Source organism: Labrys wisconsinensis (assembly GCF_030814995.1).
Classification (GTDB): domain Bacteria; phylum Pseudomonadota; class Alphaproteobacteria; order Rhizobiales; family Labraceae; genus Labrys; species Labrys wisconsinensis.
On sequence record NZ_JAUSVX010000011.1, the window covers coordinates 201,402 to 223,361 of the forward strand.

The window sequence follows — 21,960 nt, forward strand, 5'->3', positions numbered from 1 at the left end:
CTCCCGTTCGGTCTCGCCACCGTCCTACGCGCGAGCAGGCGCGCCGGCACTCCGCTGCTTGCTGTCGAATTCGCGGGCCATGTCTCCATATGGGGACGCTCGTCCGGCGGCTCCAGGCGAAAGGGACTGAAGCGAAGACGGCTTGGAGAACCCCTCGCCCGGTGGAGAGAGGAGCTTCGCGTCGCATCGAATCCGTTGCTCTCGACCGGTGCCTAGGCCTGTACCGCGAGAACCTTGCCGACGCGGCGGCCATCGAGATCGACGACCTCGAGGCGCCAGCCCTCCCAGGCGAAGGCCTCGCCCGGGTCCGGCAGATGGCCGAGGCGCTCCAGCACCAGGCCGCCCAGGGTGGTATAGCCGGCGCCGGTGGTGCGGCCCCGCACGTCGAGGGTGCGCGCCGCGTCCTCGATCGGCATGCGGCCGTCGAGAAGCCAGGCGCCGTCCTCGCGCCGCGTGGCATAGGGCGCGTCCTCGCCTGCCAGCTCCGGCAGGTCGCCGGCGATCGCCACCAGGATGTCGGTCGGCGTGACGATGCCCTCGAACGCGCCGTGCTCGTCGAGGACGATCGCCATGTGCACGGTCGAGCCCTTGAACGCGTCGAGCAGGGCGAGGACCGGCATGGCCTCGCCGACATAGAGCGGCTTGCGGACCAGGGCCGTGAGGTCGAGGGAGCCTTCCCGGCCGACGAGATCCTTGGCGTGGAGGATGCCGAGCACGGCGTCGGTATCGCCGCGGCAGACGGGAAAGCGCGAGCGGCCGCTGGTGCTGATCCTGCCGAGGATGGTGGCCGGATCGTCCTCGACGTCGAGCCAGACCACGTCGACGCGCGGGACCATGATCGAGCGCACCGGCCGCTCGGCCAGCGTCAGCACCCGCTCGATCATGATGCTCTCCTCGGGGCTGAAGGCCGTGTGGCCGCCGGTCGAGACGATGGCGGCGACCTCCTCGGAGGCCTGCGCCGTGGCCGCCCCGCCGCGCAGCATGCGCAGCACGGCCTGCGCCGTCCGGTCGCGCAGGTCCATGGTGGTGACGCGCCGGACGACGTTGCGCCGCCCGGCCTGGTTGGCCGCCTCGATCAGGATCGAGAAGCCGATCGCGGCGTAGAGGTAGCCCTTCGGGATATGGAAGCCCAGGCCCTCGACGATCAGGCTGAAGCCGATCATCAGAAGGAAGCCGAGGCACAGGATCACCACGGTGGGATGCCGGCTGACGAAGGCCATCAGGGGGCCGCTCGCCAGCATCATCACCAGGATGGCGACGATCACGGCGATCACCATGATCGAGAGGTCGTTGGCCATGCCGACGGCGGTGATGACGCTGTCCAGCGAGAAGACGGCGTCGAGCACGACGATCTGGGCGATCACGTGCCAGAACACGGCCTGCGCGCCGCCGCCGGCCTTGGTGGCGTGGGCGCCTTCCAGGCGCTCGTGCAGCTCGGTCGTGCCCTTGAACAGGAGGAAGGCGCCGCCGCCGATCAGGATCAGGTCGCGCCAGGAAATCTCCGCGCCGAGCACGGTGAACAAAGGCTGCGTCAGCGTCACGATCCAGGAGATCGAGGCGAGCAGCGCCAGGCGCATGCCGAGCGCCAGCGACAGGCCGATCAGCCGCGCCCGGTTGCGCTGATGCGCCGGCAGCTTGTCGGCGAGGATCGCGACGAAGACGAGATTGTCGATGCCGAGCACGATCTCGAGCAGGATCAAGGTCGCAAGGCCGGCCCAGGCGGCCGGGTCGGTCATCCATTCAAGCATCATGGCTCGGGTTTCCGCGGCCGCGTCGCAGGGCGGCCGCCATGGTCGGGAACGGAACGCGGCGACGCGCGATCATACAGGCGGTGCCGCTCCGGTGAAGGGCAGGGACGGAGAGCCAGGGGCCGGACGTACGAAGGGCCGGAGCAAGCTCCGGCCCTTCGCCAGCCCCCCGGCTGCTTCGATCAGACTTCTTCGTCACCGTCGCCGAAGAAGCTGTCGAAGAACCCTCCACCCTCGTCGGCGACGGGCTCGGCGGCCGGCTCGGCCGCTGCCTCGTTGCCGCCGGCGGCCGCCGTGTCGGCGGCCTTGGCCTCGTTGCCGCCGAACATGCCGGCGATGGCATTGCCGAGCAGCATGCCGCCGGCGACGCCCATGGCGGTCTGCGCCGCGCCGGCGAGGAAGCTGCCGCGTGCCGGTTGCCCCTGCGGCATGGCCGCGCCTTGCTGCGCCTCCGCGGGCGGCACGGCGGGAACAGCCCCGCTCGGCCGCTGCTGCGGCGCCTGGCCGCCGAACAGGCCGGAGAGGAAGCCGCCGCCGGCCGGGCGCTCGGCCTGCTGGCGCTCCAGCTCCGCGATCCGCTGCTGAGCCTGCTGCAGGGCATGGTCCTGCATGACGATCGTCTGGGCCATGAAGTAGGGTGACGCCGGCTGCTGGGCGACGCGCTCCTTGATGAAGGCGTCCGCGCCGGGATCCCGGGCGCCGGCCTGGCGCTCGACCGTGCCGAGCCGGGTGAACAACCCGTCGATCACCTGGCGGTTCTGGTCATCCATCGTGGCGATGCTCCGTTGTTGCGGCTGTGATCACTCTTCCCGCTGGCCGATCAGGCTGAGCAGCAGCTGGAAGATGTTGATGAAGTTGAGGTAGAGCGAGAAGGCGCCGAAGACGGCGAGCTTCTGGTTGGCCTCGGCGCCGTGGCCCTCGGCATATTGTTCCTTGATCGACTGGGTGTCCCAGGCGGTCAGGCCGACGAAGACGATCACGCCCGCCACCGACAGGATGAACTGCAGCGCGCTCGAGGCGAGGAACAGGTTGACCAGGCTGGCGATGACCACGCCGATCAGGCCCATGATCAGGAACGAGCCGAACTGCGAAAGATCGCGCCGGGTGGTGTAGCCGTAGAGGCTGGTGGCGCCGAACATGGCGGCCGCCACGAAGAAGGTGCGGGCGATGCTGGCGCCGGTGAACACCAGGAAGATCGAGGCCATCGACAGGCCCATGACAGCGCAGAAGGCCCAGAACAGCGCCTGCGCGCCCGAGGCCGACATCGACTGCATGCGGAAGGAGAAGACCAGCACGAAGGCGAGCGGCGCCAGCATCACCACCCACTTGAGCGGGGTGGAGAAGATCGGCACGTAGAGCGCCGGCGTGGTGCCGACGATGAAGGCCACGAGGCCGGTCAGCACCAGGCCGAGGCCCATATAGTTGTAGATGCGCAGCATGTGCCGGCGCAGGCCCTCGTCGAACAGGGCGCGGTCGGCCGTGCCGACCCTGGTCTGCCAGCCATATCCGGCGTTGGGTGTGGTCATGATCCTTGCTCCTGACGGTGGTGTTCAGTGGAGGCTGCCGGCGAGGCGGCCGGCAGCCTTGTCGAGGTCGCGGGCGTCGGCCTTGGCCACCAGCGCGTAGGCGACCTCGCCGACCTGCCAATAGGCGGCGGTGAGATCCTCCTGGCGCGTCGAGCTCTCCGGCACGACGTCGAAGGAGCCGGGCCGCACCGCGAACAGCGTTGCCGTGCCGAGCGACCGGGTCCGGATCGCCATCTGCACGCTGGGGCCGAGGCTGGAGGGGAAGACCTGCACGTCGGTGACGGACCAGTCCCGCGGCAGCGCCGGCATGACGATCGCCGTCGCCGCGCGGATCTCGGACGGGTCGTAGTCCGGCGCCGCGGGCTGCGAATGCATGCCGGCCCGCACCAGCGCGGTGCGATGGGCGCGCACGGCATCGCCGACATAGGCCGGCGGGATGGCGGAGGCCGCCACCTGGCTGATGCCGAGCAGGCTGACCTCGGCATGGGCGAGCCAGCCGACGCCGATCAGCGCCAGCACCGCCGCGACCCGGCGCAGCTGCACGAACATCCGCCCGCGGGCGAGGCCGCGCTCCAGCTGGCGCGCCGCCTGCGACGTGGCGACCCGCGCCAGGCGCGGCGCATCACCGAGGGCGAGGCGCAATTCGTCGCGCACCCTGAGGTCGGCGATGACGCGGGCCGCCTCCGCCGGGTCGCGGCTGAGATGGGCCTCGACCTCGATGCGGCGGGCGACGGGCAGCTGGTCTTCGACATAGGCCTGCAGGTCGGCCTCGGTGATGGGATCAGCGGGATGGTCCATCCGAGCCTCCTACGATCCTGAGATGGTGGGCCGGCTTGGCGCCGCCGCCCTTGTCGGACGTGCCGTCCTCGATGGCACGGAGCGTGGCGCGCGCACGGGCGAGCCTCGACATCAGCGTGCCGACGGGGATGCCGAGCGTGCCGGCGGCCTCGGCGAAGGTGAGGCCCTCGATGGTGACGAGGTGCAGGGCGGCGCGCTGCTCCTCCGGCAGCTCGAGGAAGGCGCGGCGGACCTGCGCCAGGCGCAGCTGGTGGTCCTGCGCCGGCGGCACGAAGGGGTCCTGCAGCTCCGCGGCCTGCTCGATGCGCCGGGCCTCGGCCTGGCGGCTGCGGTAGCGGTCGACGAAGACGTTGTGCAGGATCGACATCAGCCAGCTGCGCAGGCTGCGGCCGGCCTGGAAGCCGGCCCGCTTCTCATAGGCCTGCAGCAGGGCGTCGTGCACCAGGTCCTCGGCCTCCACGTCGCTGCGGGTCAGCGATCGCGCATAGCGGCGCAGGGCGCCGAGCTGGCCGGTGACGTCGAAAGGGGTGTCGCGAGACATCATGCAGCATATACGGAGCCCGCAGCCATTCTAATCCGGGCCGGCGCGAACTTTCCCGTCGCCCTCGAAGCGCGCCGCGCCAGGCCCGGGGAACCCGGAGCGGCCCGCCGGGTTTGTCGGGTGCGGGCGGAGGGCGGGCCCGGGCGGTCATACGGCTGTCGCGTCCGATGCCGGTAATGGCTGCGGCCGGCTCCCTGAGCGGTCCCCGGGGCCGGCCCGCGACGTTCCGATGCTTCTCGAGGAGATTCCGATGGCCACGCCGAAGACCCCCGAAACCGCACCCCCCGCCGGCGCCGTGCCGGCCAAGCCCAGGCCGGAGGCGCCCGCCGCCGCCAAGCCCGAGGTCGCCGCCAAGCCCGAGCCTGCCGCCGTGGCCGAGCCGGAGGTCGCCGCCAAGCCCGAGGCTGCCGCCGCGGTCGAGCCTGCCGTGGTGCTCGCGCAGACGGTCGAGGAGACCGCCGCCGCTGTCCAGGATGCCGCTCGCGACACTGTGGAGACCGCCGCCGCCAAGGCCGAAGAGGTCACGGAGCAGATCCGCCAGCAGGCCGACGAGACCCTGAGCCTGGTCGAGACGGACTATGCCACCGCCTCCAGGAGCATCTCGGCCCTCGGCCGCAAGACGCTCGACAGCGTGCGCGCCAACACCAACGCCGCTTTCGATCATGCCGTCGCCCTGCTCGAGGTCAAGACGCTGTCCGAGGCGATCGAGCTCAACCGCAGCTTCGTCCGCCGGCAGTCGGAGGCCCTCGCGGCCCAGACGCGGGAATTCGGCGAGCTCGCCCAGAAGGTCGCGGCCGAGGCCGCCGCGCCGGTCCGCGCCCGTTTCGAGAAGGCGTTCAAGACCGCGGCCTGATCCCGCATCCGGCCGGGTCCGGGCTTGATGCCCGGCCCCGGTCCGGCCCGGACATCGCCGAGCCCCGCGGCGATCATCGTTCCGTCACCTCCTCCCGGCACCCTGGCGGTGCGGGCTCCTGGCCGGCGAATTCTCTGCGGGGAGAGACTGGGATGCTTCGGCTGTTCGCCTGCATGCTGCTGGCGGGGCTCGTGGCCGGCACCGCCTGCCGGGCCGCGGAGATCCGGCTGCCTTTCGCGCCGCGCCCGCCGTCGGACGCGTCCGCCCCGGAGACTTGCTCTGCGCCGCCGCCGCCCGTGACGGTCCTGGCGGTGGTCTCCAAGTACGGCGATGACGGGCCGCGGCGCGACACGGTCGATCCCGCCGCGGACGCCCGGTTCGAGGCCGAGATCGCGCCGGTCCGCGCCTATGTCCGGAGCGTGGTCGAGATGGCGAATGGCTATCGGCGCAGCGGCGACCCCGGCACGGCGCGATGCGCTCTCGCCTGGCTCGCCGCCTGGGCGGGCGCGGACGCCCTGTCGCAGGCCGAGAACCCCAACAGCCAGTTCCAGCGTGCCGAGGCCCTGTCCGGGCTCGGCTTGGCCCTGCTGCAGATCGCGCCGGCGGTCCGCGTCGATCCGCGCTATGCCGCCGCGGCGGCCTGGATGGCGCGGCTGGCCGCCGCGACCGACGGATTCTTCGACGCCACGCGCGAGAAGCTCAAGGGCTCGCGCAACAATCACGCCTATTGGGCGGCGCTGGCCTCGGCCGCCGCGGCCGCTGCGGTCGGCGACCAGGCGCTGCTGGACTGGTCGGTCGAGGTCTATCGGACCGCCGTCTGCGGGGCCACGCCGGCGGGCGCTCTGCCGCTGGAGCTGGGGCGCGGCAAGAAGGCGCTCGCCTATCATCTCTTCGCCCTGAGCGCGCTGGTGCCGGTCGCCGCCTTCGCGCAGGCCAACGGCATCGACGCCTTCGGCTTCTGCGACGGGGCGCTGCACCGCATCGTGCGCTTCAGCCTCGACGCCCTCGCTGATCCGCACGCCGTCGCCGTCCTGGCGGATGCGCCGCAGGACGGCTATGCCGGCGGCCTGCCGACGGGCGGCGAGGTCGCCTTCCTGGAGATCTATCATCGCGCCTTTCCCGGGCGGGCGCCGCTGGAAGCCCGGCTGCTCGCCCTGCGGCCGTTGAAGAGCACGGCGCTCGGCGGCGACCAGACCCTGCTCTACGGCGGACGCTAGTGTTCCGACTCCGGGGCCGCAGATGGCCCGGCCTTTGCGAATCCCGTCATCTGGCCTTTGTTGCCCCCACATCGCCCCCGAATGGACAGGACCATGACAGAGACCATCGCTTCGCGCCGCACGATCCCCGTCTTCGACATCGGCAATGTGCTCATCGAATGGGACCCGCGCCATCTCTACCGGCAGATCTTCGAGGACGAGGGCGCGATCGAGCGGTTCCTCGCCACGGTCTGCACCCAGGCCTGGAACGAGGAGCAGGATCGCGGCCGCAGCTTCGAGGAGGGGGTGCGGCTCCTGATCGAGCGCTTTCCCGAGCACGAGGCGGCGATCCGCGCCTATGACGAACGCTGGCACGAGATGGTGCCGGGGGCGATCGAGCGCTCCGTCGCGGTGCTCGGCGCCCTGCGCCGCGCCGGCATCCCGACCTATGCCATCACCAATTTCTCCGCCGAGAAATTCGCCAGCGCCCAGGCGCGCTTTCCCTTCCTCGCCGGTTTCGACGGCATCGTCGTCTCGGCGCACGAGGGCGTGCTGAAGCCGGAGCCGGCGATCTACCGTCTGCTGCTCGACCGGCACGGGCTCGCCGCCGATGACTGCATCTTCATCGACGACAGCGTCAAGAACGTCGAGGGCGCTCGCCGGGTCGGCATGAAGGCGATCCATTTCACCGGTCCGGACGTGCTGGTGCGCGAGTTCCGGGCGCTCGGCCTGCCGGTGGCCTGAGGCCGGCGAGGCTTGGCCGGCCGTGCCAAGCGCGCTAGCGTTTCCGCCTCTCGCCGAGGAGATCCGCCATGTCGCCTGCCCGCCTGTTCGCTGCCGCCTGGGTGATCTGGGCCCTGTCGTGGATCGCGGCCGCGGCGTGGAGCGGACGCACCGAGCGCCGCGCCGCGCTCGGCGACGTCTGGCTCTACCGCTCGATCATCGTCGTGGGCGCGGTGCTGCTGTTCCACCGCACCTCCGAAGCGCTCGGCGCCGGCCGGATCTGGCATGTCGGCTATGACGGGGCCTACGGCCTCGCGGGCGTGGCGATCGCCGGCTTCCTCTTCACCTGGTGGGCGCGCCTGCATCTCGGCCGGCTGTGGTCGGGCGCGGTGACGCGCAAGGAGGGACACCGGGTGGTCGATACCGGGCCCTATGCCATCGTCCGCCATCCCATCTATACCGGCCTGATCCTGGCCACGCTCGGCACGGCCGTCGCGGAGGCGACGATTCCCGCGCTGACCGGCCTGGTGCTGATCAGCTTCGGCTTCTGGCTGAAGGCGCGGCTGGAAGAGCGCTTCCTGACGGCCGAGCTCGGCGCGGAGGCCTATGGCGCCTACCGCCGCCGGGTGCCGATGCTGCTGCCCTTCGGGCCGACCGGGCCGCGCCTGTGAAGGCGAGCCCGGCCCGCGCTCTTCTCAGGGGCGTGCCGCCGCCTCGACCCGGGCGGTGTCGTAATATTCGGCGTATTCGCTGATCTTTCCTCCCACGACGCGGAGAACGTCGACCTTCGGGGTTTCGAAGGTCTTGCCGGTCAGCCGGCTGGTCCACGAGGTGCGGCAAAGCACGACGACGCGATCCTCGTTCGCGATCACTTCGTCGACGGTGAAATGGTTCATCGCGAAGTCGCGCAGGAGGGTCGAAAAATAATGCTCTATCTCGGCCTTCGAACCGCACCTGCGCGTGAATTCGACGCCGGGCGCACCGCCCGAAAGCGAATGCAGGGTCGCGTCCTCGGCCGTGTGGTCGAGGAAGGGCCGCGGATCGCCTTTCGTCTCGTGCCACGAGGCGTAAAGGGCCTTTACCAGGGCAACGTTCTGGTCTTCGGTCGTCATGGCGCTTGTCCTCCCGACTATCCGTCAAAGACACCGCGGCGCCCGTCCATCCCAAGTTGCAGCGTAGCACGACAAGGGCTGACCTTCGGGCAGATCGCGTGGATTTCCGGAGGGAATCCGTGCCCGCTCCGGCATGACAGGGATCGCCGTGCCGTGCGGGCAAGGCGCAGCCGACGCAGGCCGCCGGCGTTTCGAGTCAGGCCGACCCGGCCGGTGCCGGACTCTCGTGGCCGGAGCGCTGCTCGGCCGGCTTGAGCTCGTGCACGAGGTTGTGGACGGTGTTGATCAGCGCCACGTGCGAGAAGGCCTGCGGGAAGTTGCCGAGCTGGCGGCCGAGCACGGCGTCATATTCCTCGGCGAGCAGGCCGACATCGTTGCGCAGGTCCATCAGGCGCCGCAGCAGGCGTTCCGCCTCGGCCCGTCGGCCGAGCAGCACATAGGCGTCCGCCAGCCAGAAGCTGCAGGCGATGAAGGCGCCTTCGCTGCGATCGAGCCCGGTCTCGCCGAGGCGCGGGTCGTGGCGCAGCACGAAGCCGCCGGACATCATGCGCCGTTCGATGACGGCGATCGTGCCGGCGAGGCGCGGGTCGGTCGGCGGCAGGAAGCCGGTGGTCGGCACCAGCAGCAGGCTGGAGTCGAGCATGTCCGAGCCGTACCAGGCGACGAAGCTGCCGAGGCGCTCGTCGAAGCCGTGCTTCAGGACGTCGGCATGGATCTCCCGGCGCAGCGTGCGCCAGCGCTCCACCGGCCCGGCCAGTCCGAACTCGCTCGCCATCCGCACCGCCCGGTCGAAGGCGACCCAGCACATGATCTTGGAGAAGGTGTAGTGGCGCGGCGTGTCGCGCGATTCCCAGATGCCGCGGTCGGGCTGGCGCCAGCGCTGCTCGAGCTCCTTCAGCAGGGCCCGCAGCATCGACCAGCCGGTATCGTCGAGGGCGAGGCCGCCCACCAGGCCCTGGTAGAAGCTGTCGATCACCTCGCCATAGACGTCGAGCTGGATCTGGTCCGCAGCGGCGTTGCCGATCCGCACCGGGCGCGAGCCCTCGTAGCCGGGCAGCCAGTCCACCGTCCATTCCGACAGGCGGCGCTCGCCGGCGATGCCGTACATGATCTGCGCCTGCGCGGGGTCGCCGGCGACGGCGCGCAGCAGCCAGTCGCGCCAGGCCTTCGCTTCCTCGTAGAAGCCGGCGTTCATCAGCGCCATCAGCGTCAGCGTCGCATCGCGCAGCCAGCAGAAGCGATAGTCCCAGTTGCGCACGCCGCCCAGCGTCTCCGGCAACGACGTGGTCGGCGCCGCGACGATGCCCCCCGTCGGCGCATAGGTCAGGGCCTTCAGCGTCACCAGCGAGCGGGCCACGGCGTCGGCCCAGGGGCCTTGCGGCCGCGAGCGACCCATCCAGTCGCTCCACGCGGCCTCGGTGCCGGCCAGGGCCTTCGCCGGGTCGATGCCGAGGGGCGGCGGCCGGTGCGAGGGGCCGTAGGAGAGCACGAAGGACACCGTCTCGCCGGCCGCGACGGTGAACGCGCCCTCGGTCTTCATGCCGACGCCGGCGAGGGGAACGTCGGTGCGCAGGGCGATCATGTCCGGTCCGGCGACCGCCTGCAGCAGGCCCTGCTCCGGCTGGGTGACCCAGGGCACGTGCGCGCCGTAGCCGAAGCGGATGACGAGCTCGGTGCGCATCGCCACCGCGCCGGTCTCGCCGATCACCAGGCGCACCAGGCTGATGCCGTCGCGCAGCGGCATGAAATCGACCAGGCGGACAGTGCCCTCCTCGGTGGTGAAGCGCGTCTCCAGGATCAGCGTGTCGCCGCGATAGGACCGGGCCGTGGCGGTCACCGTCCCCGCCGGCGCGACCAGCCAGCGGCCATTGTCGGGCGTCCCCAGGAGCGCGGCGAAGCAGGCGTCGGAATCGAAGCGCGGCCAGCACAGCCAGTCGATCGAGCCGTCGCGCCCGACCAGGGCGGCGGCTTCGCAATCGCCGATCAGCGCGTAGTCCTCGATGCGGCTGGGATGGGACGGCATGGCTCTGTGAACGCATCAGGAGCGGAACGGTTCCGCTCTCTCCGCTCGCCCGGTGTGGGCGAGGGGCGACGATCCCGCCTCAGGCCGGCGCGGCGCGTCCGGCGCGCAGCCAGTGCAACGCCAGCGCCGCGGCCAGCAACGCCGCCCCGGCAGCGTCGGCACGGCCGTCGGCGGCGAGCAGCAGGGCGCCGCCGCCGGTGGCGAGGCAGCGCTCGACGGCGTTGACCGGGCGCAGGGCGTAGCCGGTAGCGCCCACCGACAGGCCCAGCAGCGCCAGGCAGGAGGTGAGCGTGGTGATGAGCACCGCGAGCCAGTCGATCGCCGTGATCGGCCAGTGTCCGTCCGGGGTCAGCATCAGCAGGCCGAGCCCGTTCGGCGTCAGGCAGAACATGAACGGCACCAGGAAGGCCGGCAGGGTGTATTTCCAGGCCTGCAGCATGGTGTTGAACGGCGTGCCGCCGGTGATGGCGGCGGCGGCGAAGGGGGCAAGCGCCGTCGGCGGCGAGACGTCGGCCAGCACGGCGTAGTAGAACATGAACATGTGCGCCGCCGCCTCGGGCACGCCGACATTGGTGAGCGCCGGCACCAGCATGACCGCGGCGATGATGTAGCTCGCCGTCACCGGCACGGCGGTGCCGAGCACCCACATGGCGACCGCCGCCAGCAGGATGACCGCGAGCCGGTCGCCGCCGCCGAGGGTGACGATGATCGAGGAGATGGTCAGGCCGAGGCCGGTGAGGTTGACCACCGAGACGATGATGCCGGCGCAGGCGCAGATCGCGCCGATGCCGAGCAGGGCGCGGGCGCCGTCCACCAGCGCCGCGATCATGCGCGTCGCCGCCGGGTCGGCCTCGCGGCCGGCGCGCCGGGCGAGCAGCGTCTGCACGCCCGAGGCGGCGACCGCCGCCGCCATGCCCCAGAACACCGCCACCGAGAGGCGGGCGTCGAAGAGGTTGCCGAGGCCGAGCCCGGCGGCGGCGCCGGAGCGGCCGGCGATCCACGCCGCCGCCCCGGCGGCCAGCCCCAAAACGAAGGCGGACGGCGTCACGAGGCGGCTGTGCGGCCGGATCATCGACAGGGCGAAGGCGATGGCGATCGACCAGAACACCGCCATGAAGGAGGTGAAGCCGAGCAGCAGGAACACGGCGATCGCGGCGAGGGAGAGGAAGTGGTAGCCCTCGCGCCGCGTCAGCTCCCACAGCGAGGCGTCGGAGGTCTTGACCGGCTTGACCCCGAGCTTGCGGGCATCCGCCTCGGTGGTCAGCCAGCAGGCGAGGTAGTAGAGCAGCGTCGGGATCGTGGCGTAGACCAGGATGTCGAGATAATCGACGTTGAGGTACTCGGCGATGATGAAGGCGGCCGCGCCCAGCGTCGGCGGCGACAAGGTGGCGCCGATCCCGGCCGCCGACAGCATGCCGCCGGCGACGTTGGGCGTGTAGCCGGAACGCCGCAGCATCGGCCAGGCGAGCGAGGCGATGGTCACGGTGGTGGCGACGCCGGAGCCCGAGACCGTGCCGAGCAGGAAGCCGGAGGTCACCACCGCCCGTCCGGGCGCGGAGGGCGAGGGGCGCTTGCCGAACAGGGCGAAGGCCCAGTCGATGAAGAACTTGCCGGCCCCGCCCCGCTCCAGCACGGCGCCGTAGATGGTGAACAGGATGATGAAGCTGGAGGCGACGTCGAGCGGCGTCGAGAACAGGCCCTCCAGCGTCAGCGCGTTCTGGCCGATGATGCGCCCGAGCGAGAAGCCGCGATGGTCGAACGGTTCGGGCATCCATGGCCCGAAGCTGCAGTAGAGCAGGAAGGCGAGGGCGATCGCCGGCAGCACCCAGCCGACCGTGCGCCGGCTCGCCTCCAGCACGAACAGCATCAGCGCGCCGCCGAGCACCAGCTCCTCCGGCGTCGGCCGGGTCGGCCGTGCCTTGTAGTCGTCGATGGTCAGCGACAGGACCAGCGCCGTGGCAAGGGTGAGGCCGACCAGGATCCAGTCGAGGGCACGGGTCTCGATCAGCACGCGGCTGCGGGTGGCGAAGGGGGCGAGGCCGAAGCACAGGGCGACCAGCGCCAGCTGGAGGCCGGCCCAGGGGCTGCGGCTGAAGATGCCGCTCTGCGCCGCCAGCGCCACGCAGCAGGCGACGCCGACGAGGCCGCAGAGCCATTCCTCCGGCGTCGCCGGCCGCGGCCGGTGCGGCTCCCCGCGCACGATGGGATAGAGCAGGAACACCAGCATCAGCACCACGGCGAGGAAGCTGACGCGGTAGACCGTGGTGTTGACGGAGAACTGGGTCCAGTAGAGCGCATAGGCCGAGAGGGCGAACAGCGCGGCGGCGGTGAGCCAGCCGAGCCAGCCCGTCACCTTGGCGGCCGGCCCGCCCTCGTTGTCGGAAGAGAGCGTCTCCAGCTCCTCCTCGGTCAGCTCGACCCTGGTCTCGGTTTCGCGCATGGGGTGGGCCTGGCTTGGCAGGGGAGGGGAATGGCACTGCCTGGACCCAGGGAGCGCAACGCTTCGGAGGACATCTGCACTTGGCGGTGGAGCGAGACGCGACAGTTGCCGGCAAACGCGCGACGCCTGGGCCTTCCCTCCCCACAAGGGGGAGGGGAAAAGTCGGCGTTGCGCTCGATGCGGCTGCCGAAGGCTCCGCCCTATTTCAGAGCGCCCTTGGCCCTGTAATAGGCCTCCGCCGCCGGGTGGAACGGCACCGCCGTCTTCACGGCCGCGGTCGCCAGCGCCAGCTTGCGCGCCTCGGGATGGACCTTGTGGATCTCGTCGAGGTTGGCGAACATCCCGTCCAGGATGGTGGTGACGAGGCTGTCCTCGGCCTTGGTCGGCACGATCAGCACATTGGCGACGCCGAGGCCGGGCGTGTCGGCCGTCATGCCGGCATAAGCGGTCTTCGGCAGCAGGAAGGGCCGGTACTGGCCGGGATATTTCGTCTCGATGGCGGCGAGCTCGGCCTCGGTCGGGATGAAGGTGACGGATGGCTGGCCCGAGGTGGCGAGGTCGCGCACCGCCGCGGTCGGCACGCCGCCGATCCAGAAGAAGGCGGCGACCTTGCCGTCCTTGAGCGCGCCGACGGATTCGGCGACGCTGAGATTGTCGCGCGTCACGTCGGCCCGAGGGTCGAGGCCGGCGGCTTCCAGCACGCGGTCGGCGATGGACTCGGTCGAGGAGCCGGCCGAGCCGACGGAGACGCGCTTGCCCTTGAGGTCTGCGACGCGGGCGATGCCGGCGTCGCCGCTGGCGACGACGTGCAGGAAGGAATCGTAGAGCACGGCGAGGACGCGGATGTCCTGCTTGCCGTCCGCGGCATAGGCGCCCTGGCCCTCGATGGCGTCATAGGCGGAATCGACGGTGGAGAAGCCGAGCTCGGCCTCGCCGGCATGCAGGAGCTTGGCATTGTCGACCGAGCCGCCGGTGACCTGCGCCGTCGCCTGCAGGTTCGGCACACGCTCGGACAGGATCTTGGCGAGCCCGCCGCCATAGGGATAGAAGACGCCGCCGGTGCCGCCGGTGACGATCACCATGCGGATGCGCGACTGCGCCAGAGCAAAGGGTGGAAAAGCGAGAGCGGCGCCGGCTCCGAGCGCGAGCACGGAGCGACGGCTGACGATGACGTCCGACATGTGGTGCCTCCCCAGGCTGATGTGATGCCGCTCTTGCCGGCGGCTTGCCTCGCAGGGGATCATAGGGCCGGGTCGGCGCGCCGCAAGCCGGAGCTTGGTCTTGCTCCGGGCGGACCCCGCGTCGCGGCTTGACGGGCGACCGGCCGCTCCGCATCGTCGCAGCCCACCGCATCGGAAGGCAGGCCATGGCAGCAGATTTCCCGGTCGTCCACCTCGCCGGACCCGGCTCCTCGCTGCTCGTCGGCCTGCCCGAGCGCGGCATGCCGCCGATCCTCGGCTGGTCCCGGCGCGCCCATCGCGCGCCGGCGGGGCTGCAGGCGGCTGCGGTTCTGGCGGCGCGGGGCGGGCGGCCCAACAGCGTCGACGGGCCGGCGCCGCCGGCGGCGGTGCTGCTGCCGACCGGGGCGCTCGGCAACCCGTCCTGGCCGGCGATCCAGGGCCATCGCGACGGGCGCGACTGGACCCTCGAGTTCCGCGACTGGACGGCGGAGGAGCGCCCCGGCGCCGCGGTGCTGCGCGCCACCGATCCGGTGGCCCGTGTCGCGCTCGCCGTCGAGCTCGCCATGTCAGCCGGCGACGTCCTCACCATGCGCGTGTGCCTGACCAACGGGGGGGAGACGCCCTACCAGCTCGACCGCTGCATGGCCGGCACCATGCTGGTCGACGCGGCGGCCGGGGACGTGCTGAGCTTCGAGGGCGCCTGGTGCCGCGAGTTCCACCAGCGCCGCGACCGGCTGGGCGCTGCGGTCTGGCTGCAGGAGAACCGGCGCGGGCGCACCTCGCACGACCGTTCGCCGACGCTGGTGCTCGCCGCGGCCGAGGAGCCCGGCCTCGCCTACGGCCTGCATCTGGGCTGGAGCGGCAACCATGTCCTGGCGATCGACCGGCTCGACGACGGCCGCCGCCTGGTGCATGCCGGCGAGTGGTTCGAGCCCGGCGAGATGCGCCTCGCCCCCGGCGAGGCCTATGAGAGCCCGACCGTGCACATGCTGGCGCGGCCCGACGGCGTCGAGGGTATCGCCCGCGGCCTTGCCGCCCATGTCCGCGCCGATGTCCTCACCTGGCCGGGCGGGGCGATGACGCCGCGGCCGGTGATCCTCAACACCTGGGAGGGCACCTATTTCAGCCAAGAGGTCGAGACCCTGAAGGCGCAGGCCAGCGCCGCCGCGGCGCTCGGCGTCGAGCGCTTCGTGGTCGACGACGGCTGGTTCGGCCGGCGCGACGACGACGGCTCCTCCCTCGGCGACTGGACCGTCGACCGGCGCAAATATCCCGACGGGCTGAAGCCGCTGGTCGACCACGTCACCGGCCTCGGCATGGCGTTCGGCCTCTGGCTCGAGCCGGAGATGGTCAGCCCGGAGTCCGACCTCCACCGCGCCCATCCCGACTGGGCGCTGCAGGTGCAAGGCCGGCCGCTGCTCACCGCCCGCCGCCAGCTGGTGCTCGACCTGACGCGCGCGGACGTCTTCGACCATGTCTTCGGCTGCGTCGACGCGCTCCTGTCGGAGCTGGCGATCGTCCACATCAAATGGGACATGAACCGCGACCTCGCCGCCGCCGGCGATCGCGCCGGCCGGCCGGCGGCCGCGCGGCGGACGCGGGCAGCCTATGCCCTCATCGACAAGGTGCGGGCGGCGCATCCGCGGGTGGAGATCGAGAACTGCTCCGGCGGGGGCGGGCGCATCGACTACGGCATCCTGGCCCGCACCCATCGCAGCTGGCTGTCGGACTGCACCGATCCGGTCGAGCGCCTGGAGATCCAGGCCGGTGCCGCGCTGTTCCTGCCGCCGGAGGTGATGGGCTGCGACATCTCTCCCTCGCCCAACCATCTGACCGGCCGGGCGCACGATCTCGCCTTCCGGGCGCTCGTCGCCATGGAGGGGCATCTCGGCATCGAGCTCGACCCCCTCAAGCTCGCGGAGGGCGAACGCGCCGAGCTGGCGGGCTGGATCGCGCTCTACAAGCGGCTGCGCCCGGTGCTGCACGGGGCCGGCACGCGCTTTCGCCAGCCGGTCCGCGACGGCCGGCACGTCTACGGCGTGGTCGACAACGCCGCCGGGCGGATCCTCGTCTTCGTCGCCGAGGCGCGGCTGATGCTGCGCGAGGCGCCGCCGCCGGTGCGCATCGCCGGCGCCGATCCCGCCCGGGCCTGGCGGGTGGCCGGCGTCCACCCCGCCGCCGAGCTCGGCCGTTTCTCGGCGGCGCAGAAGCCGGTGTTCACCGGCGAGCGCGCGGTCGGCGGCGACGATCTCGCCATCATCGGCCTGCCCGTGCCGATGCTCGGCCCGGAAGCGGCGGTGCTGATCGAGCTGGAGGCGGAGTAACCCACGGCAGCGACGGCGCTCGTCTCATTCCCTCCATCCCTGTTCCTCCTGATCATTCCGCCGTTCCTGACGCTGGGTTATCATGCCCGGACCAGGGAGGATCCGCGATGCCGCACCACCTATGCCGGGTGCTCGCCATGGCCGCGTGGCTGGCCGCGCCGGTGCCCCTCGCCCGCGCCGCAGCGGATCAGCTGCTGCCGGAGGCCGCGCTGGCGGCGATCAAGGCCTGCGATGCCGGTGCGGCCGTGCCGCTCGACTCCGGGGCCAAGGCGCCGCCGGTCTGGGACGCGGAGCTCATGCCGGCCGATTTCGACTTCACCAAGCTGAAGCCGCTGGCGCTGGCCTGCGCCGAGGCGGAGCGCGCCGCGCCCGGGGACAAGCGCCTGCAATTGCAGATGCTGCGCATCCAGATCGTCATCGGCGGCCAGGAGACGGCGGCCTTCGTCCCCTTGCTGCGGCCCTTCGCCGAGGGCGGCAGTGCCGAGGCGAAGTATCTCCTGTTCCGGCTGTTCGAGCGCTTCGATGGAGGGCCGGACGCCGATCGGCTCGGCCTTTCGCGGGCGGAGGCGCTGGTCGGGCTGGAGCAGGCGGCGTCGGCCGGCCATCTCGAGGCGCTGGCGACGCTGTTCTCGCAATATCGCCACGGCCCGCTCTATCGCCGCGACGCCGCCAAGGCCCTCGCGGTGGCGCGCCAGGTCGCGGCCCTGCCGCCGGGGCCCTGGCCGCCCGGGCGCTATGAGAGCGCGATACGCGCCTTCATGCCCCGGGCGGCGTCGGAGCTGGTGCTGCTCGGCGACGGCTTTCCCGCCGCCGAGCAGGCCGCCGCCTTCACCGCCCTGGAGGGTGTGGTCGCCTCGGGCGACAGCGGCGTGGCCCTGGCGGTCGCCGCGGCTCTCCGCCACGGCCGCGGCACGGCCAAGGATCCGGTGAAGGCCCGGGCGCTGCTGCAGCAGCGGGCCGACGCCGGCGACGCCCATGTCGTGCCGGCCCTGGCCGCAATGATGGCCGAAGGCGAGGGGGGACCCGTCGACGGCAAGGGCGCGATCGCGCTGCTGCGCGGCGACCGCGAAAAATATGTCGCCGATGCCGGGCCGGTGCTGGCAGGCCTGCTGCTCGACAACCGCTTCGTCGGGCGCCAGCCGCAGGAAGCGGCCCGCGTCCTGTTCCGCAGCGGCGATATCGACGCCGCCATCCGGCTCGTGGACCTGGTGATCGACGATCACCCGACGCTCGACTATCCAGCCGGCCTCGTCGACCGGCTCACGGCCGCCGCGACCGTGGACGAGCCCGGCGCCGCCCTGGCGCTGGCGCGGCTGAAGATCTTCGGACCCGCTCCCTTCACCGATGTCGACGGCGGCCGTCGCCTGCTGCAGCCGCTGGCCGACAAGGGGGATCGCGCCGCGCTCTATCTGCTGGCCGGCACGCAATATGCCGGCCTGGACTCGAACACCGAGAGGCCGTCCCGCCGCGACGGCGGCCTCGACGACCCGGCGCTGAAGGCCCTGATCGCCGACGGCATCGCCCGCAAGGAGGCGCCGGCCTTCCTGCTCCAGGCCAAGCTGCAGCGCCAGGGCGTGCTCTATCCCCAGGACGACCAGACCGCGACGGCCAACCTGACCAGTGCCGCCAATCTCGGCAGCGTCGAAGCCATGGTGCTGCTGGGCGAGGCCTATGACGAGGGCCTGGGCGTGGCCAAGAACCCGCGCGAGCGCGTGCATGCCTGGCGCGAGGCGGCCCGGCGCGGCTCGCTCGACGCCCGCGAGCGGCTGGCCGGCGCCTTCACCTTCGACGGCTTCGACAAGCTGGTGACCCTGCGCGAGGGCGTCACCGAGCGCATCGCGCTCGCCGTCAATGCCGGGACCCTGGCCGCGCGCGGGTTCGGCCCCAGCGGCGCCGAGATCGCCTTCGCCGGCCTGTTCTCCGGCAGCCGCGCCAACGACGCTGGCACGACCGCCCTGGCGCACGCGGTGCTGGACGCCTTCCGCCTCGCCCCGGTCGGGCTGGACGAGGCGGTGCTCGTCCCGACCCTCAAGGCTCTCCCGGACGAGATCAGGGTCGAGATGGAGCGCATCCTCCACCAAGAGGGCTTCTACGCCTGCGAGCCGCAGGGCTTCTGGGGCCCCGACGCCCGCAAGGCGCTCGCCGCCTGGGTCGACGCCAAGGGGCCGCTGCCGGACGAGGCCGATCCGCAAGCGGCGACGCCGGCGGCGCTGTCCGGCGGGCTGCCGGCGGACATCGTCGATCGGGTGCGGGCACGGACGCAGCAGGCCGCCCAGACGGTGAGGTCCAAGGCGGAGCGCCGCGTGGTGATCCAGGCGCTGAACAGCCTGGCGCGCTACGGCGACGTCGCATCGCGCTGGGCGCTGGTCTCCAACTACCACCAGGCCGATTTCGTCCGCAACGTGGTCACGCCGGAGGAGGTGACGCGCTATGCGCTCGACCTGATGGTCCGCCGGCCAGACGGCATCGACAAGCTGGACTTTGCCGTCACCTTCGACGTGACGCAGATGATGCAGGACCACAAGATCGGCACTTTCGGCACGGCTTTCGTCGCTGCCCTGCGTGACACGCCGGCCTTGCAGGACCCGCTCACCCTGGGCGGGCTGATGCAGCAGCTGGTCCTCGCTCCCGGTGCCTGCGACGCGGTGCGCGAGGCGGCGCAGCACGCCGGCGCCAAAAAGCTCGGCGAGGACGGCTGCGACGAGACCTCGCGAACGGCGCTGATCGCGCTCGCCAAGGCGAGGGGGCCGGCCGGCGTGGAGGAGGCGGCGCGCCGGAAGGGGGCGGCGGAGGTGGCGGCGCTGGACAAGGGAAAGTAGGGACCGGAGCGCCTGCGCCGCTTCGGTCTTCCGCGCATCAGGGCTACCGGGCCTGCGCCGGCGTGCCGCGCCTGGCTCGCGGCGCGGCGAGGTGAAAGACCCCGAGCATGACGGGGCAGGCGAGAAGGACCGCCGCGCCGAAGTCGAGCGCCGCGCCGACATTGCCGGCCCGGACGGCGATCTCCCCGCCGAGCAGCGGCCCGATCAGCATGCCGGCATAGTAGATCGTGAAGAACAGGCCCATGCCGACGGCCCGGTCCTGCGGGGCGAGCACGCGTGCCGGCAGGCTCATGATCGCCCCGGCCGGCAGGCCGGCGACGATGCCGAGCGCAAGAACGACGGGAAGCACCGATCCGCACCGGGGCAGCAGGATCAGCAGCGCCGCGAAGGCGAGGCAGCCTGCGCAGAGGATGGCGCCGCCACGCCCGCTCCGGTCGGCCAGGCGGCCGCCCAGCGGCACCGACAGGAGCACGAGCCACAGGACGAGGCTGACGAGCGAGCCGGGGATCGCGCCGGACCAGCCGCGTTCGGCGAGCATTGCCGGACCGAAGCTGAACACCATGGCGAGGCCGATGTTGTAGAGGCTCCAGAGCGAGCCCGCGGCGAGAACGGCACCGGCCTCGGGAACGGCGAGGGCGCCGTGCCCGCCGGCAGGGGCGGCGACCGGTCCCGGGGGCGAGCGGTAGGCGCCGGCGACCAGGCCGGCGGCGATCGCGATCAGGCCGATGACGCTCGCGTGGACCGCGCCGAGCCCGAAGGCCAGCCCCATCGGCGGGAGAATCAGCAGGGCCAGGGCGAGGCCGGCGGGCCAGGAGCCGACGAAAATCGCCATGGCCGTGGCGATGGCGCGGCCGGCGAACCAGTCCGCGATCATCTTCGCGGTCAGGACGTTGAGGAGGACGCCGCCTGTGCCGGCGACGAGGCGCCCGAGGATCTGCACGGCCCATGCGGGCGAGGCTGCCGCCAGGATCTCGCCGGCCAGCATCAGCGCCAGTCCGGCCAAGACCACCGTCTTGTCGCCGAAGCGGCGGCCGAGGGCGCCCCCCGGCCAGGCGAGGACCATGCCCGGGGCGAGATAGAGGCCGATGAGGAGGCCGAGATCCGCGAGGTCCGTGCCGATGGTCCTGCCGAGCTCCGGGGCAAGGGCCGCAACGCTCTGGAACTGGAAGGCCATCGCCGCCCGCGCGACGAAGAGCACGGCCAGGATCGTCCAGCGACGGTCCGGCCCCGTCATGCGTCCGGCCGGATGTTCTGGTTCCGCCGGAACAGGTTGGTCGGGTCATAGGCCCGCTTCAGCGCGACGAGGCGCTCATGGTTCCCGCCATAGGCGGCGCGGACGCGCTCGTCGCCCTCCTCGCCGAGATTGTTGGCGTAGACGCCACCCGTCGAATAGGGGGTGGCCGCGGTCCAGGCGGCTCGCGCCCAGCCGACATGGGCCTCGTCTTGCGCGGCATCGTCCCAGATGGCGATCGGGAAGCAGTCGAAGGCGGCCTGACGATGGGCATAGGGCGAGGCCGATGCCGGCACGCGCGCGATGGCGCCGCCGACCTGCTGGAAGACCATGAGCGAGCCGGGCGGCGCCGGCGCGAAGGCGTCGAGCAGGGCGTCGACGGCGTCCTCCGAGATCGCGTCCATGAACTGCGCCTTCCAGTAATAGCGCCGGCCGGGCGGGAACAGGCTGTCGCCGTTCGACTGGATCTGGAGGTAGGGAACCGCCGCGAGCCGGCTTTCAACCGGTGTGCCGACCCTGGTCAGCGGAGCGAGGGCGGCCTCGCCGGCCTCGGCCGATCCGACATGGCAGGCGGAGATGCTGAAGAACCGCTCGCCCGACGGCAGCGCCACCAGGGCGGCATCGGCGCTGACCTCATCGGGGGCGCTGCGGGCGAAGTCGTCGTAGAAGCGCATGGCCTCGCGTGCCCGCGCGACGGGATGCAGCACGGACGCCACCAGGAGGGCAGGGCCCACCGGGTGCAGGCGATAGTCGAACGCGGTGACGATGCCGAAATTGCCGCCGCCGCCTCTGAGGCCCCAGAACAGGTCGGGATGCTCGTCGGCGCTGGTCAGCAGCCGCCGTCCGTCGGCGGTGACGACCTCCGCCGCGAGCAGGTTGTCGCAGGCGAGCCCATGCTTGCGGCCGAGCTTGCCGAAGCCGCCGCCGAGGGTCAGGCCGGCGATGCCGGTATGGCCGTTGACCCCCATCGTCGTCGCCAGGCCGTGAGCCTGGGTCGCCCGGTCGAACTCGCCCAGCCGGAGGCCGGCTTCGGCGCGCGCCACCCGGCGGATTGGATCGACCTCGATCCTCTTCATGCGCGACAGGTCGATCACCACGCCGCCGTCGCAGACCGACAGGCCGGCGACATTGTGGCCGCCGCTGCGGACCGCCACCCTCGCATCGTGCGTCCGCGCGAAATAGACGGCGCCGACGACATCGTCGGCATCGGCGCAGAAGATGATCATGCCGGGCCGCCGGTCGACGGCGCCGTTCCACACGCGCCGCGCCGCCTCGTAGGCGGCATCCTGCGGCAGAACCACGTCGCCCCGCAGCCGGCGGCGAAGATCCGCCACCGCCGACGGGGCCAGCACGGCCTCCCCGCCCATGCCCCGATCCGATCGTGGCTGCGCCATGCTTTCCCCCCGGCCTGCTGCAGCCGATCGTTCCACGCCGCGGCAAGCCCT

17 protein-coding genes are annotated in these 21,960 nt (G+C 71.9%); 6 read left to right on the forward strand and 11 right to left on the reverse strand.

Going from position 1 to position 21,960, the window contains the following annotated elements; all coding sequences use genetic code 11:
- Positions 1-212: 212 nt before the first annotated feature.
- The 5 genes from QO011_RS26190 to QO011_RS26210 form a co-directional block, all read right to left on the reverse strand.
- Positions 213-1,751, reverse strand: a complete 1,539-nt coding sequence (locus QO011_RS26190; protein ID WP_307278730.1) for a TerC family protein — start codon at positions 1,749-1,751, stop codon at positions 213-215.
- 179 nt (positions 1,752-1,930) lie between these two features.
- Complete coding sequence (locus QO011_RS26195; protein ID WP_307278734.1) at positions 1,931-2,518, reverse strand: DUF2076 domain-containing protein; 588 nt, start codon at positions 2,516-2,518, stop codon at positions 1,931-1,933.
- A 30-nt stretch (positions 2,519-2,548) separates the two neighbouring features.
- A complete protein-coding gene (locus QO011_RS26200; RefSeq protein ID WP_307278737.1) occupies positions 2,549-3,274 on the reverse strand; it encodes a Bax inhibitor-1/YccA family protein in 726 nt (241 codons plus the stop codon).
- A gap of 24 nt (positions 3,275-3,298) precedes the next feature.
- Complete coding sequence (locus QO011_RS26205; RefSeq protein WP_307278740.1) at positions 3,299-4,072, reverse strand: anti-sigma factor family protein; 774 nt, start codon at positions 4,070-4,072, stop codon at positions 3,299-3,301.
- Complete coding sequence (locus tag QO011_RS26210) at positions 4,056-4,613, reverse strand: sigma-70 family RNA polymerase sigma factor (protein ID WP_307279018.1); 558 nt, start codon at positions 4,611-4,613, stop codon at positions 4,056-4,058. Before QO011_RS26210 ends, QO011_RS26205 begins: the two co-directional genes overlap by 17 nt.
- A gap of 250 nt (positions 4,614-4,863) precedes the next feature.
- Between QO011_RS26210 and QO011_RS26215 the strand changes: the two genes are divergently transcribed.
- The 4 genes from QO011_RS26215 to QO011_RS26230 all read left to right on the forward strand — a co-directional run bounded on the left by QO011_RS26215 (position 4,864) and on the right by QO011_RS26230 (position 8,056).
- Positions 4,864-5,466 (forward strand): phasin family protein, encoded by a 603-nt coding sequence (locus tag QO011_RS26215; protein ID WP_307278743.1) that lies wholly within the window; start codon positions 4,864-4,866, stop codon positions 5,464-5,466.
- A 152-nt stretch (positions 5,467-5,618) separates the two neighbouring features.
- Entirely contained in the window at positions 5,619-6,683 is a 1,065-nt protein-coding gene (locus tag QO011_RS26220; RefSeq protein WP_307278745.1) for an alginate lyase family protein, read from the forward strand.
- 93 nt (positions 6,684-6,776) lie between these two features.
- On the forward strand, positions 6,777-7,406 hold the full coding sequence (locus QO011_RS26225) for an HAD family hydrolase (RefSeq protein ID WP_307278748.1): 630 nt from the start codon (positions 6,777-6,779) through the stop codon (positions 7,404-7,406).
- Between the two features lie 68 nt (positions 7,407-7,474).
- The gene (locus tag QO011_RS26230) at positions 7,475-8,056 is read left to right on the forward strand and encodes a methyltransferase family protein (RefSeq protein ID WP_307278751.1); all 582 of its coding nucleotides are present in this window, start codon (positions 7,475-7,477) and stop codon (positions 8,054-8,056) included.
- Positions 8,057-8,080: 24 nt separating this feature from the next.
- On the opposite strand, the gene QO011_RS26235 is transcribed toward QO011_RS26230, so the two are convergent.
- The 4 genes from QO011_RS26235 to QO011_RS26250 form a co-directional block, all read right to left on the reverse strand.
- The gene (locus QO011_RS26235; RefSeq protein WP_307278754.1) at positions 8,081-8,497 is read right to left on the reverse strand and encodes a nuclear transport factor 2 family protein; all 417 of its coding nucleotides are present in this window, start codon (positions 8,495-8,497) and stop codon (positions 8,081-8,083) included.
- 196 nt (positions 8,498-8,693) lie between these two features.
- Entirely contained in the window at positions 8,694-10,520 is a 1,827-nt protein-coding gene (locus QO011_RS26240; RefSeq protein ID WP_307278758.1) for a glycoside hydrolase family 15 protein, read from the reverse strand.
- Between the two features lie 79 nt (positions 10,521-10,599).
- Entirely contained in the window at positions 10,600-12,960 is a 2,361-nt protein-coding gene (locus QO011_RS26245) for a TRAP transporter permease (protein WP_307278761.1), read from the reverse strand.
- Between the two features lie 200 nt (positions 12,961-13,160).
- Positions 13,161-14,141: a TAXI family TRAP transporter solute-binding subunit gene (locus QO011_RS26250; RefSeq protein WP_307278765.1), complete on the reverse strand. Its 981-nt coding sequence runs from the start codon at positions 14,139-14,141 to the stop codon at positions 13,161-13,163.
- A gap of 185 nt (positions 14,142-14,326) precedes the next feature.
- On the opposite strand from QO011_RS26250, the gene QO011_RS26255 reads away from it, so the two are divergent.
- Positions 14,327-16,465, forward strand: a complete 2,139-nt coding sequence (locus QO011_RS26255; protein ID WP_307278768.1) for an alpha-galactosidase — start codon at positions 14,327-14,329, stop codon at positions 16,463-16,465.
- Between the two features lie 107 nt (positions 16,466-16,572).
- Positions 16,573-19,284 (forward strand): tetratricopeptide repeat protein, encoded by a 2,712-nt coding sequence (locus QO011_RS26260; RefSeq protein WP_307278771.1) that lies wholly within the window; start codon positions 16,573-16,575, stop codon positions 19,282-19,284.
- Between the two features lie 43 nt (positions 19,285-19,327).
- Here the strand turns inward: QO011_RS26260 and QO011_RS26265 are convergent, their stop codons facing one another.
- Entirely contained in the window at positions 19,328-20,518 is a 1,191-nt protein-coding gene (locus tag QO011_RS26265) for an MFS transporter (protein WP_307278774.1), read from the reverse strand.
- Positions 20,515-21,882: an FAD-binding oxidoreductase gene (locus QO011_RS26270; RefSeq protein ID WP_307278777.1), complete on the reverse strand. Its 1,368-nt coding sequence runs from the start codon at positions 21,880-21,882 to the stop codon at positions 20,515-20,517. The genes QO011_RS26265 and QO011_RS26270 overlap by 4 nt, the downstream gene beginning before the upstream one ends.
- Between the last annotated feature and the right edge of the window lie 78 nt (positions 21,883-21,960).

What these genes read in the sequence shown, in the direction of transcription:
- QO011_RS26190 (WP_307278730.1), bottom strand. Translation starts at nt 1,751, where the DNA reads ATGATGCTTGAATGGATGACCGACCCGGCCGCCTGGGCCGGCCTTGCG.
- QO011_RS26195 (WP_307278734.1), bottom strand. Translation starts at nt 2,518, where the DNA reads ATGGATGACCAGAACCGCCAGGTGATCGACGGGTTGTTCACCCGGCTC.
- QO011_RS26200 (WP_307278737.1), bottom strand. Translation starts at nt 3,274, where the DNA reads ATGACCACACCCAACGCCGGATATGGCTGGCAGACCAGGGTCGGCACG.
- QO011_RS26205 (WP_307278740.1), bottom strand. Translation starts at nt 4,072, where the DNA reads ATGGACCATCCCGCTGATCCCATCACCGAGGCCGACCTGCAGGCCTAT.
- QO011_RS26210 (WP_307279018.1), bottom strand. Translation starts at nt 4,613, where the DNA reads ATGTCTCGCGACACCCCTTTCGACGTCACCGGCCAGCTCGGCGCCCTG.
- QO011_RS26215 (WP_307278743.1), top strand. Translation starts at nt 4,864, where the DNA reads ATGGCCACGCCGAAGACCCCCGAAACCGCACCCCCCGCCGGCGCCGTG.
- QO011_RS26220 (WP_307278745.1), top strand. Translation starts at nt 5,619, where the DNA reads ATGCTTCGGCTGTTCGCCTGCATGCTGCTGGCGGGGCTCGTGGCCGGC.
- QO011_RS26225 (WP_307278748.1), top strand. Translation starts at nt 6,777, where the DNA reads ATGACAGAGACCATCGCTTCGCGCCGCACGATCCCCGTCTTCGACATC.
- QO011_RS26230 (WP_307278751.1), top strand. Translation starts at nt 7,475, where the DNA reads ATGTCGCCTGCCCGCCTGTTCGCTGCCGCCTGGGTGATCTGGGCCCTG.
- QO011_RS26235 (WP_307278754.1), bottom strand. Translation starts at nt 8,497, where the DNA reads ATGACGACCGAAGACCAGAACGTTGCCCTGGTAAAGGCCCTTTACGCC.
- QO011_RS26240 (WP_307278758.1), bottom strand. Translation starts at nt 10,520, where the DNA reads ATGCCGTCCCATCCCAGCCGCATCGAGGACTACGCGCTGATCGGCGAT.
- QO011_RS26245 (WP_307278761.1), bottom strand. Translation starts at nt 12,960, where the DNA reads ATGCGCGAAACCGAGACCAGGGTCGAGCTGACCGAGGAGGAGCTGGAG.
- QO011_RS26250 (WP_307278765.1), bottom strand. Translation starts at nt 14,141, where the DNA reads ATGTCGGACGTCATCGTCAGCCGTCGCTCCGTGCTCGCGCTCGGAGCC.
- QO011_RS26255 (WP_307278768.1), top strand. Translation starts at nt 14,327, where the DNA reads ATGGCAGCAGATTTCCCGGTCGTCCACCTCGCCGGACCCGGCTCCTCG.
- QO011_RS26260 (WP_307278771.1), top strand. Translation starts at nt 16,573, where the DNA reads ATGCCGCACCACCTATGCCGGGTGCTCGCCATGGCCGCGTGGCTGGCC.
- QO011_RS26265 (WP_307278774.1), bottom strand. Translation starts at nt 20,518, where the DNA reads ATGACGGGGCCGGACCGTCGCTGGACGATCCTGGCCGTGCTCTTCGTC.
- QO011_RS26270 (WP_307278777.1), bottom strand. Translation starts at nt 21,882, where the DNA reads ATGGGCGGGGAGGCCGTGCTGGCCCCGTCGGCGGTGGCGGATCTTCGC.